The organism is Candidatus Dormiibacterota bacterium (assembly GCA_036495095.1).
GTDB lineage: Bacteria > Chloroflexota > Dormibacteria > Aeolococcales > Aeolococcaceae > CF-96.
In genome coordinates this window covers 1-14,314 of sequence record DASXNK010000084.1, presented here as the reverse complement: position 1 = coordinate 14,314, position 14,314 = coordinate 1, and the positions used below count along the sequence as shown (strand labels likewise).

Here is a 14,314-nt window from a genome sequence, read left to right as displayed (position 1 = left end):
GACGGGAAAGCGGGCCGGCAGGTCCGCGGATGTCTGGCGGAACAACTTCACGCTGATCAGGGTGCTGGCTGCAGCGGCGGTCATCTTCGACCACTCGTACCGGCTCACCGGCTCGGCGCCTCCGCTGACCCGGTTCCTCGGGTACACGGACATCGGAACCCTCGCCGTGTGCGCCTTCTTCGTGGTGAGCGGCCATCTTCTCCTGGGAAGCTGGAGAGCTGATCCCCGGCCGCTGCTCTTCGCCCTCAAGCGCTTCCTCCGCATCGTCCCCGGCTCGACCTTCGCCGTCCTCCTCGCGCTGCTGGTGATCGGGCCGCTGATGACGTCCCGGTCGATGGGCACGTACTTCCACGCCACCGAGACCAGGGACTACCTGTGGAACCTCGTCTTCTTCTACCAGCAGTACGACCTTCCCGGCGTGTTCACGCGCAATGTCGCGGCCGCCGTGAACGGCTCCACCTGGACCCTCGCCTACGAGATCACGCTCTACTGCGCGATGCCGCTGATCGCGTTCCTGCTGCTGCGCAGATGGCGCTGGGTGGGCGCGGCGCTCCTCCTGGTGGCGGTGACCCTGCCCTGGGACCGATACGTCACCTTCATCCCCGTCGAGATCCTCCAGCCCAGGTACCTGGCACCCTTCGCCCGGTACTTCGTGGTCGGAGCCATCCTGTACGCCTTCCGCGACCGCGTCCCGATGCGCTGGTACGTCGGCGTCGGTCTCGGCGCCATCCTCCTGTCGAGCTACGGTCACCCATGGGCCCCGTGGGTCAGCAATGTCGTGCTGCCCTACGAGGTGGTCTACCTCGCCCAGCTGCGGATGCCCATCGGTGCCGTGCTGCAGCGCCGCGACCCCTCCTACGGCATGTACCTGCTGGCCTTCCCGATCCAGCAGAGCGTCCTCAGCCTCGCCGGCGGGCACCTTCATCCGCTCGTGCTGTTCGCGGTGTCCACCCCGGTCACCGTCGCGCTCGCGCTCGTCTCCTGGCACCTCGTCGAGGCGCCCGCGATGAGGTTCCGCCGGCTGGTGTCGACCAGGGCGACATCGCCACAGGGACCGGTGCCGCGCCGCCGGCTGGCGACCAAGGTGGCGGCGACCGCGTGCGGCCTCGCCGTCCTCGCGGCCGGTGTCGGCGGCCTCCACCAGCTGCTCAGGCCCAGTGTGGTGGTGAGCGCGGCGACGAGGCAGCCCACCGTCGCAGCGCCCACGGCGGTTCCGATGGTGTCGACGACGGTGCCGATCCCCGCGCCGACTCCGGTGCCGACCCCCATCCCCACGCCCGCTCCTCCGCGTCCGAAACCAGTGCTCATCTACCTGCACGGGATGGCCGAGTCACCGCTCCATCCCGCCCTCGGGGATCTGCTGGACGCGGCGAGGGCGGACGGCTACGAGGTGATCTTCACCGACGAGGGCGGCCCCGAGACCTGGGGGAACAGGACTGTCGTCAACGCCATCGCCGCGCTCAAGGCGAGGTACAGCCCCGACCGGCCGATCACGCTGATCGGCTGCTCGATGGGCACGATCGCCCTGCTGAACTACGTCGCCTCCGCCCCGCCCGGCTCGGTCACGGCCGCGGTCGGCATCCTGCCCTACGGCCACCTCCCCAACGAGCACCTGGACTCGATCCGCGCGGCGGGCGCCACCCAGCCCGCCCAGACGATCTCCATCCCCTACCAGATGTGGTACGGCACCGCCGACACCCATGCCGGCTACCCCACCACCAGCGGTCCCCACGTGTCGCGGGTGGCGATGGTCGGAGTGCAGCACACCGTGCCGGTGCCGTACGACATCGCGGCGATCCTCCGCTTCCTCGACGGCTACCGACCCCGGTAGGCCGCTCGGCTCAGCCGGCGGCGCCGTCGGCGGCGCGGGCCCGCATCGCCCGCAGGGTGCGGTCGCGGTTCTCCGCGAGGATGCGGTTGGCGATCGCGGGGAGGCCGAGCCGCAGCGCCCGGTCGGCGGCGGCGACCACCCCGTCGTCCACGATCCACGCCGGGTAGAGGCCGCCGGTCATCGCCATCGCCTCCTCGGTGACCCGCTCGCGCCAGATCTCCGGGAGCACGTCGACGTAGGGGTCGACGTAGGGGCGCAGCAGGTCGTCCTGGCCGGCCCGGTGGAAGCCGCCCATCATCGCCTGCAGGGTTGCCAGGGGGAGCTCGCGGTCGGTGGTGATGCGCTCCCAGGTCTCCCGCTTCAGCTCGGGGTCGGGGATGGAGGCGATCGCCCCGGCGGCGCGGCGACGGCCGATGTCGCTGGGATCGCGCTCGAGCTCGGCCTCGACCAGCTCGCGCCCGGCGGCGCCGGCGGCCGCCAGGGTGGCGACGATGAGCCAGCGCAGGTCGGTGTCGACCACCAGGCCGGCCACCTCGACGGTGCCGTCGAGCAGGCCGCGGACGAAGCCGAGCCGCTCGCCGGAGGCGGTGGAGATGAGGCAGCGCGCCCAGGCGAGCTGGACGTCGCTGCCCGGCTCGGCGGCGTCGAGGGCGGCCTCGGCGCGGACCGCGAGCTGCTCGCGCAGCCCGGGGCGGTGCCGGGGGTCGGCGTAGAGGTCCGCGGCGAGCTCGGCCTGGCCGAGGAATCGCTGCAGGGTGCCGATGTCGGTCTCGCCGGCGACGTGCTCGACCACCAGTGCCACCCAGCGGGTCGCGGGCAGCTCGGCGTCGCGGGTCATGTCCCAGGCCGCCGCCCAGCACAGGGTGCGCGGCAGCGGCGCCTCGAGGCGGGAGAGGCTGCGGAGCGCGGTGTCCTGGGAGGGCGGGTCGAGGCGGATCTTCGCGAAGGTGAGGTCGTCGTCGTTGACCAGCAGCAGCTCGCCGTCGGCCGCGGGGCGCATGCCCTCGACCGGGGTGAGCATCCCGGCGACGTCGAGCTCGCTGCGCTCGACCCGGCGCAGCGCCCCGTCGCTCATCGCGTAGAGGCCGAGCGCGAGGCGGTGGCGGCGCAGCGGCGTGGGCAGGTGCGCGGGCGCCTCCTGGGCGATCGCCACGCCGGTGCCCCCCGGGCCCGGCACCGGGCGCAGGGTGTTCACCCCGGCGGTCTGCAGCCACTCCCGGGCCCAGCTGTCGAGCTCGCGGCCCGACGACTCCTCGAGCACGGCGAGGAAGTCGCGGAGCTCGGCGTTGCCGAAGCTGTGCCGGCGGAAGTACGTGCGCACCCCGGCGGTGAACGCCTCCTCGCCGACCCAGGCGACCAGCTGGCGCAGCACCGACGCACCCTTGGCGTAGGTGATGCCGTCGAAGTGGGTGCGCACCGCGTCGGTGTCGGTCATGTCGGCGACGATCGGGTGGGTCGAGGGCAGCTGGTCCTGGGCCAGCGCCCACGTCTTCTCCTCGTTGGCGAAGGTGACCCAGGCGTTGGTGAACCGGGTGGCCCGCGACAGCGAGTGGGTGGCCATGTAGGTGGCGAAGCTCTCGTTGAGCCAGAGGTCGTCCCACCAGCGCATCGTCACCAGGTCGCCGAACCACATGTGCGCCATCTCGTGGAGGATCGTCGAGGCGCGCGCCTCGCGGGCCGCCTCGGTCACCCGGGCGCGGAAGATGTAGCGCTCGGTGAAGGTGACGCAGCCGGGGTTCTCCATCGCCCCGACGCTGCACTCGGGCACGAAGACCTGGTCGTACTTGCCGAAGGCGTAGGGATGGTCGAAGAGCGCCTCGAAGAAGTCGAGCCCGCGCCGGGTGATGTCGAAGATCTCGTCGGAGTCGAGGTGCTCGAGCAGCGAGCGCCGGCACCAGATGCCCAGCGGGATGCCGCGATGCTCGGCGTGCACCGGCTGGTAGGGACCGGCGCAGACCGCGTAGAGATAGGTGGCGATCGGCGGGGTCGGCTCGAAGGCGTGCCAGCCCTCGAGCGCCGGCCCGACCGGCGCCGAGTTGGCGACCACCGCCCAGCTCGCCGGAGCCCACACCCGCAGGCGGAGCGGGGCGCGCAGGTCGGGCTGGTCGAAGCAGCTGAGGATGCGGTGGGCGTCGAACGGCTCGAGCTGGGAGTGCAGGTAGGTCTCGCCGTCGACCGGGTCGACGAAGCGGTGGAGCCCCGAGCCGGTGCGGCCGTAGGCGCAGCGAGCCACCACCCGCAGCCGGTTGTGCTCGGCGAGCCCGTCGAGCTGGAGCCGCGACCCGTTGAAGGCCCCGGCCGGCACCGGCCGGCCGTTGAGCTCGGCGCTGACCAGCGCGGGCGCCTCGAGATCGATGAAGGTCGCCACCCCCGGCTGGGAGCAGCTGAACTCGGCGGTGGTGTCGCTCTCGAAGGTGTCGCCGTCCTCGAGGCGCAGCGCCACCTGGTACGACACCTCGGAGATCAGCGCGGCGCGGGTGCGCGCCTCGTCACGGGTCAGCGGTTGGTTCGGCATCAGGCGAGGCAGCGTACCGCAGCCTCACCGTGGGGCGCCCCCGGGGGAGGGGACCTCGAGCCCGGGGCACCGCGGGTAGGATGCCGCGGTGACCAGCGAGATCCACCTCGACTATCCGGTCCGGAGCGTTCCGCGCTACGGTCACGGCAGGCCGCCGCATCCCCGGCTGGCCGCGATCATCGACCGGGGCCGCGACCGCTACCGGGGTCTCCTGGAGAGCTTCCTCGCCCACCGCGAGTGCTTCCTCCGGATCCCCCTCGACGCCCCCGCCGGCGCGCCCGATCCGCACTGGGTCAACGACTGGTTCCCCGGCCTCGACGCCATCGCGCTCCACTGCCTGCTCGCCGGGAACGATCCCGCGCGGTACCTCGAGGTCGGGTCGGGGATGAGCACCAGGATCGCGAGGCGGGCGATCCGCGACCACGGTCTGCGCACCCGCATCGTCTCCATCGACCCCTGCCCCCGCGCCGAGATCGACCCCATCTGCGACGAGGTGGTGCGGGCACCCTTCGAGGACGTCGACGTCGCCGTCGTCGACCAGCTCGGGGACGGCGACATCCTCTTCGTCGACGGGTCGCACCGGTGCTTCATGAACTCGGACGTGACCGCGCAGTTCCTCGACGTCATCCCGCGGCTGAGACCCGGGGTGCTGGTCCACCTCCACGACATCTTCCTGCCCTGGGACTACCCGCCCGCCTGGGCGGATCGCTTCTACTCGGAGCAGTACCTGCTGGCCGTCGCCCTCCTCGCCGAGGGTCCCCACCTGGAGATCCTCCTCCCGAACGCGTTCGTCAGCCTCGACGACGAGCTGCGCCGGGTCCTCGAGCCGATCTGGCAGGACCCGCACATGGCCGGCGTGCAGGCCGACGGCGGCTCCTTCTGGCTGCGCAGGAGTGGCCCCACGCGCGGCTAGCAGGCTAGCAGGGGTGGCCTGCGTCGAGCCGCCTCTCGGCGAGCGGCTCGAGGGCCGGCGTCCCGTCGCCGGTGAGCACGGCGCGCTCGACCCGCAGGGTGAGGCGCCGACCCTCGACCTCGAGGGTGGCGATCTGGTTGTCGAACCAGGGCCCGCTGTCGAGGCGCCATCGAACCGGGTGGGGAGCGGCGCGGGCCGCCCGCGCCAGCACCCGCGCGGGCACCGCGGCGCCGGGAAGGAGCCCGGCACGCACCTCGCGGCGCAGCCGCCGGGACAGCGGGTTGCGCATCGGCGAGCTGACCACCTGGTGCACCGGCGTGGCCGCCGCCGAGCCCGGCCAGTGGGCTCGGGACACGTAGCCGAAGTGGACGTCGCCGCCGAGCAGGACCAGCGAGGAGGGGGCGGTGCCGCGACCCGCTCCCGCGACCTCGGAGACGCCGTCGAGGAGGCGGTGCAGGCTGCGCCCGAAGGCGGGCCAGTGCTCGAGGTCGATCGCCTGGCGCAGCCGCTCGCCGGCGCGCGCCGCCGCCGGCCCCCAGGCGCCGGCGCAGACCCGCTCGCTCCAGCGCTCGAGGTGGTGCAGGGTGGGCGGCAGCAGGACCGGCAGCGAGCTCACCACCAGCAGGTGGTCGACGTCCCCGCGCAGCCGCGGTGCGAGCCACGCCTCGGTGGGACCGTCGATCATCGCCCTGCGCTCCGGCTCCAGCACCCGCGCCGCGCGCGAGTCGACCACCACCACGCGGGTGTGCGGGAGCTCGTGGGCGTGGCTCCAGCGCCACCCGCGGGGATGGTCCGCGGCCTCGGCGGCGAGGGCGAGCACCACCGCCGTGGCATCGTCGCCGGCGGCCTGCGCGGCAGCGAGGCCGGGGTCGTCGCGGGCCTCGGCGGCGCTGAGGTTGCCGAGGTGCTGGTACAGCCAGTAGCTCGCGAAGGCCGCGACCAGCCGCCGCCGCCACCACGGGCGGAGCTGCATCTCCTCGACCCAGGCGAGCGAGGTGTTCCAGTCGTCGTGCACCTCGTGGTCGTCGAACAGCATCACGTTGCCGGTGGTGGAGAGCAGCCAGCGGACCGCCGGGTGGGTCCACGACTCGACGTAGAGGCTCCGGAACTCCTCGAGATCGACCGCCTGGTCGCCGGGCAGCCCGGGGCGGTCGCGGCGCCGCACCATCGCGGCCGTCGCCGGCGGCAGCTCGTCGGCGTAGACCTGGTCGCCGATGTGGAGGATCAGGTGGGGACGGTGCTCGTGGGGCTCCCCGGCGATGCGCAGGGCGAGCGCCTCGAGGGCGTCGGGCCCGTGCCCGTCGCGGTGCTGATCGGGCATGAGCGTGTAGGGCGGGTGGTGGGGATGCCCGACCCGGCAGGACCCGACCACGAGCCGCACCCCTCCGGCGCCCGGGGGATGGAGCACGCTCGGCGGGAACGGCGACGACGGCTGCGGCCAGACCGTCTCGCCGTCGAGACCCACCTCGTAGGGGCTGGGCACTCCCGGGGTCAGGCCTCCGACGACCACCAGGGCGTAGTGACGGCCGGCCACGCCGAAGGTGCGCGCCCGGCAGCCCAGGATCTCCACCGTGCAGGGCGCGTCGGTCTCGACCCACACCGTGGCCTCGCCGGCGCCGAGGTGCCGGACGATGGGACCGAGGACCAGCTCGGGCAGCCCTCAGCTCCTGCTCATCAGCTGCCGCAGCACCAGCGGGAGGACGCCGCCGTGGCGGTGGTAGTCGACGTCGGTGAGGCTGTCGAGCCGCGCCACCGCGGTGAAGGCGACCTCCGACCCGTCCTCCGCGCGGGCGGTCACCGCAACCTCGCCGCCGGGGGTCAGGCCGCCGGCGATGCCGCGCAGGGTGTAGGTCTCGCGACCGCTGATCCCCAGCGACTCCGCGGTCTCGCCGGGCTGGAACTGCAGCGGCAGGATCCCCATCCCCACCAGGTTGGCCCGGTGGATGCGCTCGTAGGACTCGGCGATGACGGCGCGCACCCCGAGCAGCAGCGGGCCCTTCGCCGCCCAGTCCCGGCTCGACCCCGAGCCGTACTCGCGGCCGGCGATGAGCAGCAGCGGGGTGCCCTCGGCCTGGTAGCGCATCGCAGCGTCGAAGATGGTGGTGACCTCGCCGCTGGGCTGGTGCTCGGTGACGCCGCCCTCGCGGCCGCCGGCGAGGCGGTTGCGCAGCCGGATGTTCGCGAAGGTGCCGCGCACCATCACCTCGTGGTTGCCGCGCCGCGCCCCGTAGGTGTTGAAGTCGCGCAGCTCGACGCCGTGCTCGGTGAGGTACTCGGCGGCCGGGCTGTTGCGCGCGATCACCCCCGCCGGCGAGATGTGGTCTGTGGTGATCGAGTCGCCGAGCAGGGCGAGCACCCGCGCCCCCTCGATGTCGCCGGGGGTGTGGGGCTCGGACGAGAGGTCGGTGAAGAACGGCGGCTCCTGGACGTAGCTGGAGTCGGGCTGCCACTCGAACATCGATCCGGTGGGCGCGGGGAGCAGCCGCCAGTGCTCGTCGCCCTCGAAGATCCGCGAGTACTCGCGGTCGAACATCTCCCGGCCGAGCACCCTGCCCATCACCTCGGTGACGTCCTCCGAGCTGGGCCAGATGTCCCGCAGCATCACCGGGACGCCGTCGTGGTCGAAGCCGAGGGGATCGGTGGTGAGGTCGATGTTGACGGTGCCGGCGAGCGCGTAGGCGACCACCAGCGGCGGCGACGCGAGGTACGAGGCCCTGACCTGCGGGTGGATCCGGCCTTCGAAGTTCCGGTTGCCGGAGAGCACCGCGACCACCGCGAGGTCGTGGTCCTCGACCTTCTCGGCGACCGCGTCGGGCAGGGGCCCGCTGTTGCCGATGCAGGTGGTGCAGCCGTAGCCGACCAGGTTGAAGCGCAGCGCGTTCAGCGGCTCGAGCAGGCCGGCGCGCTCCAGGTAGTCGGTGACCACCCGCGAGCCCGGGGCGAGGCTGGTCTTGACGTGGTCGGGAAGGCGGAGGCCGCGCTCGAGGGCGCGCTGGGCCAGCAGCCCGGCGCCGATCATCACCGACGGGTTCGAGGTGTTGGTGCACGAGGTGATCGCCGCGATCACCACCGAGCCGTCGGTGAGCGCCCTGATGCCGTCACCGCGGCGCCGCCCCCGGACCACGTCGGCGGGGTGAGGGCTGCCGCCCTCGCTCTCCAGGGTGCTGAGCTCCTCGGCGACGGTGCCGTTGGTCGGGGCGGCGTCGACGGGCATGCCGAACTTGGCGCAGAACGACTGCCACACCCGGCTCAGAGGCACCCGGTCCTGGGGCCGGCTGGGCCCGGCGAGGCTCGGCTCCACGGTCGCGAGGTCGAGCTCGACCATCTCGCTGAAGCGCGGCGGCTCGTCCTCGTCGGTGCGGAACATGCCCTGCTCGCGGCAGTAGCGTTCCACCAGCTCGACGTGGCCGGGCTCGCGGCCGCTCTCGCGCAGGTAGCGGAGGGTCTGCGCGTCGACGGGGAACAGCGACGCGGTGGCGCCGAACTCGGGCGACATGTTGGCCATCGTCGCCCGATCGGCGGCGGTCAGCGCCGACAGCCCGGTGCCGCAGAATTCGACAAACTTGCCCACAACTCCGTGGCTGCGGAGCAGCTCGGTGAGGGTGAGCACCAGGTCGGTGGCGGTGACCCCGGGGGGCAGCGCGTTGTGGAAGCGGACGCCCACCACCACCGGGGTGAGCAGGAAGAGCGGCTGGCCGAGCAGGCAGGCCTCGGCCTCGATGCCCCCCACCCCCCAGCCGAGCACGCCGATGCCGTTGACCATCGGGGTGTGCGAGTCGGTGCCCACCAGGGTGTCGGGGAAGGCGATCCGGCCTCCGCCCTGCTGCCGCAGCGCCACCACCGACGCCAGGTACTCGAGGTTGACCTGGTGGACGATGCCCATCCCCGGAGGCACCACCCGGAAGCCGTTGAAGGCCTGTTGGGCCCAGCGCAGCAGCTCGTAGCGCTCCCGGTTGCGCTCGTACTCGCGCTCGATGTTCGCAGCGTACGCCTGCGCCGAGCCGAAGGCGTCGACCTGGACGGAGTGGTCGACCACCAGGTCGACGGGCACCAGGGGGTCGACCAGGGAGGGGTCGCCGCCGGCCCGGGCCATCGCCGAGCGCATCGCCGCGAGGTCGACGACCGCGGGCACGCCGGTGAAGTCCTGGAGCAGCACACGCGCCGGGGTGAAGGCACGCTCACGCTGGTCGGCGCCGGCGCCCGGGGCCCAGCGCGCCAGCGCCTCGACGTCGCCCTCGGCGACGCGACGCTCGCCGCTGTGGCGGAGCAGGTTCTCGAGGAGGATCTTGACCGTGACCGGGAGGCCGGAGGGGTCGCCGACACCCAGGGTGGCGAGCCGGTCCAGCCGGTACATCTCCACCCCGTCGACGCCGCCGAGCGCGGCGCGCGCCCCGAAACGATCCTCCGCCATGCGGTTGCTCCTCCACCGGTTGACCAGCGCGACCGGAGATGATCGCACCTGGCGCACCGGGAGCAGCCCGGCCGGATCGCTATCCGCCGTGGGGCACGGAGAGCGAGGCCAGCAGCGAGGTGAGCCGCGAGTACTGGCCGCTGAGCAGGAGCACCCCCAGCGCGGCCACCAGCACCCCGCCGGCCCGGGCGGCGGGAACCGCGAAGCGGGTCAGCCGCCGCCCCAGGTCCGGCAGCGACGCGTAGACCAGGGCGGCGATCACGAAGGGCAGGCCCAGGCCGAGGGCGTAGGCGGCGAGCAGGACCGCTCCAGCGCCGGCGTGCGAGCTCACCGCGGCGAGGGTGAGCGCCGAGGCGAGGTAGGGGCCGACGCACGGGGTCCAGCCGATCGCGAAGACCGCTCCCAGGGGAAGGGCCGACCAGAGGCCGGCGGCGCGGACCCGGCCGGGCAGACGCAGGCTGGCGCCGCGCTCCAGCCAGCCGGCGCGGATCACCCCGGCGAGGGCCAGCCCCAGCACCACCATCGCGGCCCCGCCGGCGATCTCCACCGGCCGCTGCGCCTGGCGGACCTGCCGGCCGAGCCCGCCGGCGCCGATGCCGAGGAGGACGAAGACGGCGCCGAAGCCGGCGACGAAGAGCAGCGTGCCCCCGACCAGGCGGCCGCGGTGGCCGGCGCGCCGCTCCGGGTCGGCGAGCTCGGCAGCGGAGATGCCGCCGGCATAGGAGAGGTAGGCGGGGAGGAGCGGCAGCGTGCAGGGGTTGAGGAACGAGCCCAACCCGGCGATGAAGGTGGCGATCAGGGTGGGGAGCGCGACCATGAGCGGGCGCCGCCTCAGCCGAAGGTGAAGGTGTAGAGGCGGAAGCCGGGGGGCACCGCGAGGTCGACGACGTGGTCGCCCGGGCCCACCCCCTGGAGCACGTGGCGCAGGTCGGGACCGGTGATGGTGAGCCCGCCGGGGGCGAGGTCGGGGCCGCGGCCCGCCGCCGGCACCGGGGCGCCGTCGAGGCTCACCCCCACCTGCAGCGGCGCGCCGGTCGCGCTGCCGCCGACCACGTAGACGTCGCCGGCGTGGAGGCGCAGCCGGACGTGCCCGGCGGTCGCCGCCTCCAGGTACTCGGCGTGGTCGACCCAGCCCCCGGCGACGGTCAGCCGGTCGCGGGCGCGGGGGTCGCCGTGGTCGGGGTAGTCCACCCGGGCGCCCTGAGCGCCGTACTGCTCGCCGTCGCCGAGGCTGCCGCGGACGCTGCCCGCGTACAGCTCCGGGGTGAGGTCCGAGCCCGGACCGGGGACGCCGGTGGCCGCGGGGGCGGCGGCGGCGCCGCCGCCGAGGAGCTGCAGCACCGCGTTCTCGGTGGTGGCGTACTCGCCCTCGCCGGGGTGGAAGTAGGCCAGCCGGCCCTGGCGGTCGACCAGGTACTCGGCGGGCCAGTACTGGTTGGTGTAGGCGTTCCAGGTGGCCATGTCGCTGTCGAGCGCCACCGGCCAGGTCACCCCCAGCCGGCGCACCGCGGCGGTGACGTTGGCGGGGTCCCTCTCGAAGTCGAACTCGGGCGAGTGCACCCCGACGATCACCAGCCCGCGGTCGCGGTAGTGGTCGTAGAGCGCGCGGAGGTGGGGGATGGTGCGGGTGCAGTTGACGCAGGAGAAGGTCCAGAAGTCGACGAGCACCACCTTGCCGCGCAGCTGGTCGCGGTGCAGCGGGGGGCTGTTGATCCACCCGCGGATGCCGGTGAAGTCGGGGACCTGCTGGCGGTCGCCGATCGGGGCGAGCGACGCCACCCCCGGGCCACCGGCCTGACCGCCGCCGGGATCGGCGGACGGATGGGTCACCGCCACGCCGATGACCAGGGCGGCGACCACCGCGAGCACGGCGCCGAGCGCCCAGCGAAAGGACGGGCGGAATCGCATCACCCGTGTATACCCGCCACGTGTTGCGTGCGGATGGCGGGAAGCAGAAGAGGGGGTGCCCCGGGGCACCCCCTCTCGATTGTGGGTCGGGTGTGGGTCAGCCCCTGGCGCGGCGGACGATCCACCGCCGGGTGCGGACGCCGAGACCGGCGACCAGGGCCACGAGCAGGCCCGTCACCACGAGCGGACCGCCGCCCGGGGTGTTGCGCAGGAAGCCGCTGAGACGGGCGGACAGCGCGCTGATGCCGTTCTCCTTGGCGGTCAGCGCGGGATGCGCCGTCCGGCCGACGGACTGGTTGAACTGCTGGCCGGCAGCGCCCAGGTAGGTGGCCTGGTAGCTGTCGTCCTTGACCTGGGTGGCGCTGCCGCCGCTGGCGGGCGCCACGTCATCGGGCACCGGCTGGACCGCCTCGGAGCTGTCCGAGGTGCTGCCCAGCATGAAGATCCGGGCCACCGACGGGGTCAGGCCCCTGGGGTTGCCCCGGTTGACGAAGAGGTAGTAGGAGCCGGGGGGGGCCACCACGCCGGTCGGCGGGGCGGTCACCGTCAGGGTGTGCGGGCCCGTCTGGGTGTAGGCCAGCTGCAGGGTCCGGGTGTCGTTGTCGTTGACGTGCTGCTGGGACGGGGTGCGCATCGCCACGACCTGCCTGATCGAGGTCGGGTCGTCCACGTTCACGGTGAAGGTCGAGCCCCAGGCGACCCCGTGGGGGGCGTGGGTGATCCTCGGCCGGGGGCCGTAGGACAGGTAGGGCGGGCTCCAGATCTGGAAGCTCGGGTCCTTGTCGTTGTTCGCGGTGATGCCCGGCATCAGGGTGTGGTGGGCGCCGTAGCTCGCCGGGATGGGCGAGTGGCCGCCGCTGAGGACGCGACCGTCGGGGAGCAGGACCGCGGAGTTGTGGTAGGTGCGGTCACGGCTCTCGGCGGCCATGTCGGTCCAGGTGTTGGTGGCCGGGTCGTAGAGCTCGGGGGTGCGGACCGGCGACTCGGTGCCGGGGTTGATGACCTCGTCCTTGTCCGCCCCGTTGAGCGCGAGCACCTTGCCGTCGGGCAGGGCGACGCCGGAGACGAACCAGCGCGGATGGTGCAGGTCGGCCCCCATCCGGTTGGACACGTTGCCGTTGCTGTCGACCGTGGTCAGCTGGGTGAAGGGCACCGCGAGCTCACCGCCGGGGGGCGGGCCGAGCACGCCGCCGTAGGTCATGATCGTCATCTTGTCGTAGGGCGGCGCCATCGGCAGCGCCACCGAGAAGGGGCTGCTGCGGGTGCCCAGCGGGTTGGGTCCGACCACCTGCCACTGCTTGGTCTTCAGATCGAAGAACTGCTGCAGGGCGAAGAGCGCCTCGTCGACCGACTGGCCGAAGGGGCCCCAGGACTGGCCGGCGCCGAGATAGAAGATCTTATTGTTCGGGGTCAGGAACATCCGGGCGTTCAGCGGCAGCGAGTTCTCGGAGAGCGGCCCGGTGTAGTTCTCGGTCCAGGTGTTGGCGGCGGGGTCGTACGTCTCCGTCCGCCGCACCTCGCTGAGCTGGGTGCTCTTGATCAGCTTGGTCACGCCGCTGGCCACGAACACCTTGCCGTCCGACAGGGTGGTGGCGGTCGGGTACCAGCGGCCGTACTTCATCGGCGCGGCCACCTGGAAGTCGTTGGTCGCGGGGTTGAAGATGCGCGCGCTGCGCAGGCCCTCGAGCTCGATGGCGCCGAGGTCGTAGGGATAGCCGTGGGCGCGGTCGAGACCGCTGCCGGGCTCGTTGTACCAGCCGGTTCCGCCGACCACGAGGAAGCGGCCGTCGGCGAGGTTGGCGAAGTCGGCGCAGAACATGTCGCCGGCGTTGCCGACCCCGGTGTCGGGGGTGCAGGTCGGGTTGTGCTGGACGCCGGTGGCGGTGCCGGTCATGGCGCCGCCGACCAGGCTGCCGACGAAGCCGTCACCGGGACGGCCGGGGACGCCGGCCACACCCAGCGGGTCGCTGGTCTGGCAGCTGTCGCCCGGCTTCAGGTTCGGGTTGACGGCGCCGCCGGTCTCGTGCCCTGGGGTCATCCAGGTCGGGGTGCCGGAGCGCAGGTCGAGGACGCGGGCGCGGCTGTCGCGCGACTCCGGCGAGAGCTCCGCCGGCGAGCCGTACTGCACGTTCTCGGAGCTCTCGATGCCGTTGAAGTAGAAGACCCGGCCGTCCTTGGTGATCGCCTGGGCGTAGCCCACCGGCTTGCAGACGGCGCGGCCGTCGGTGCCCTTGACGCACCGCGGGGTGTTGGTCCCACCCTCCTCGAACGGTGCGGTCCAGGAACCGACCTGGTCGGGGCCGGCGCCCGCGGGCGCCGCCTTCGCCGGACCGGAGCCGGTGGTGACGGCCGCGCCGACGATGACCAGGGCTCCGACCGCGGTCCCCATGCTGAGGCGCCACCGGTTGCCGGGGCGTCGTTCGATCATGCTGGTGCTTCCTCCTCTTCGCTGTGACGCATCCCCTCTGCAGTGAGAGACAGCCCCCGTGACCCGGACGTTGCAATCTCCTTGCAGGAGAACAACTTTCACGAAGTCGATGACGGCAAAGGTGGACACGATGGAAAATCGTTGACAGTACGGGCTGAGCGGTGGACGCAGATCGCGCGACACTGCTGTCCGTACAGGGCTACCTGCCAGCTATGGCCGTTACAGGTGGCCGAGTGATCTGCGTGCGGTGCGAGTTGCCCGAGTGATCTCACACGGGTCTTTACCGGGGGGAGGCTACGCCTCCCCCC

The 14,314-nt window shown here is 72.9% G+C and carries 8 protein-coding genes; 2 read left to right on the top strand and 6 right to left on the bottom strand.

Going from position 1 to position 14,314, the window contains the following annotated elements; all coding sequences use genetic code 11:
* Positions 1–1,831, top strand: a 1,831-nt coding sequence (locus VGL20_08870; GenBank protein HEY2703788.1) for an acyltransferase, incomplete at its 5' end; no start/stop codon positions are given.
* Positions 1,832–1,841: 10 nt separating this feature from the next.
* On the opposite strand, the gene pepN is transcribed toward VGL20_08870, so the two are convergent.
* A complete protein-coding gene (gene pepN / locus VGL20_08865) occupies positions 1,842–4,346 on the bottom strand; it encodes an aminopeptidase N (GenBank protein ID HEY2703787.1) in 2,505 nt (834 codons plus the stop codon).
* An 88-nt stretch (positions 4,347–4,434) separates the two neighbouring features.
* Here pepN and VGL20_08860 point away from each other — a divergent pair, with 88 nt between their 5' ends.
* Positions 4,435–5,259, top strand: coding sequence for a class I SAM-dependent methyltransferase (locus tag VGL20_08860; GenBank protein HEY2703786.1), 825 nt, complete (start codon positions 4,435–4,437; stop codon positions 5,257–5,259).
* A 4-nt stretch (positions 5,260–5,263) separates the two neighbouring features.
* On the opposite strand, the gene VGL20_08855 is transcribed toward VGL20_08860, so the two are convergent.
* From VGL20_08855 to VGL20_08835, 5 genes are all read right to left on the bottom strand, one after another.
* Positions 5,264–6,859: an alkaline phosphatase D family protein gene (locus tag VGL20_08855; protein ID HEY2703785.1), complete on the bottom strand. Its 1,596-nt coding sequence runs from the start codon at positions 6,857–6,859 to the stop codon at positions 5,264–5,266.
* A 60-nt stretch (positions 6,860–6,919) separates the two neighbouring features.
* Positions 6,920–9,670, bottom strand: a complete 2,751-nt coding sequence (gene acnA, locus VGL20_08850) for an aconitate hydratase AcnA (protein ID HEY2703784.1) — start codon at positions 9,668–9,670, stop codon at positions 6,920–6,922.
* Between the two features lie 79 nt (positions 9,671–9,749).
* Positions 9,750–10,487, bottom strand: coding sequence for a cytochrome c biogenesis protein CcdA (locus VGL20_08845; GenBank protein HEY2703783.1), 738 nt, complete (start codon positions 10,485–10,487; stop codon positions 9,750–9,752).
* Positions 10,488–10,501: 14 nt separating this feature from the next.
* Positions 10,502–11,578 carry a redoxin domain-containing protein gene (locus VGL20_08840; protein HEY2703782.1) on the bottom strand — a complete coding sequence of 359 codons (1,077 nt, stop codon included), beginning with the start codon at positions 11,576–11,578 and terminating at the stop codon, positions 10,502–10,504.
* A 97-nt stretch (positions 11,579–11,675) separates the two neighbouring features.
* A complete protein-coding gene (locus tag VGL20_08835; protein ID HEY2703781.1) occupies positions 11,676–14,006 on the bottom strand; it encodes a galactose oxidase-like domain-containing protein in 2,331 nt (776 codons plus the stop codon).
* Positions 14,007–14,314: the final 308 nt, after the last annotated feature.

What these genes read in the sequence shown, in the direction of transcription:
- pepN (HEY2703787.1), bottom strand. Translation starts at nt 4,346, where the DNA reads ATGCCGAACCAACCGCTGACCCGTGACGAGGCGCGCACCCGCGCCGCG.
- acnA (HEY2703784.1), bottom strand. Translation starts at nt 9,670, where the DNA reads ATGGCGGAGGATCGTTTCGGGGCGCGCGCCGCGCTCGGCGGCGTCGAC.
- VGL20_08845 (HEY2703783.1), bottom strand. Translation starts at nt 10,487, where the DNA reads ATGGTCGCGCTCCCCACCCTGATCGCCACCTTCATCGCCGGGTTGGGC.
- VGL20_08840 (HEY2703782.1), bottom strand. Translation starts at nt 11,578, where the DNA reads ATGCGATTCCGCCCGTCCTTTCGCTGGGCGCTCGGCGCCGTGCTCGCG.
- VGL20_08835 (HEY2703781.1), bottom strand. Translation starts at nt 14,006, where the DNA reads ATGATCGAACGACGCCCCGGCAACCGGTGGCGCCTCAGCATGGGGACC.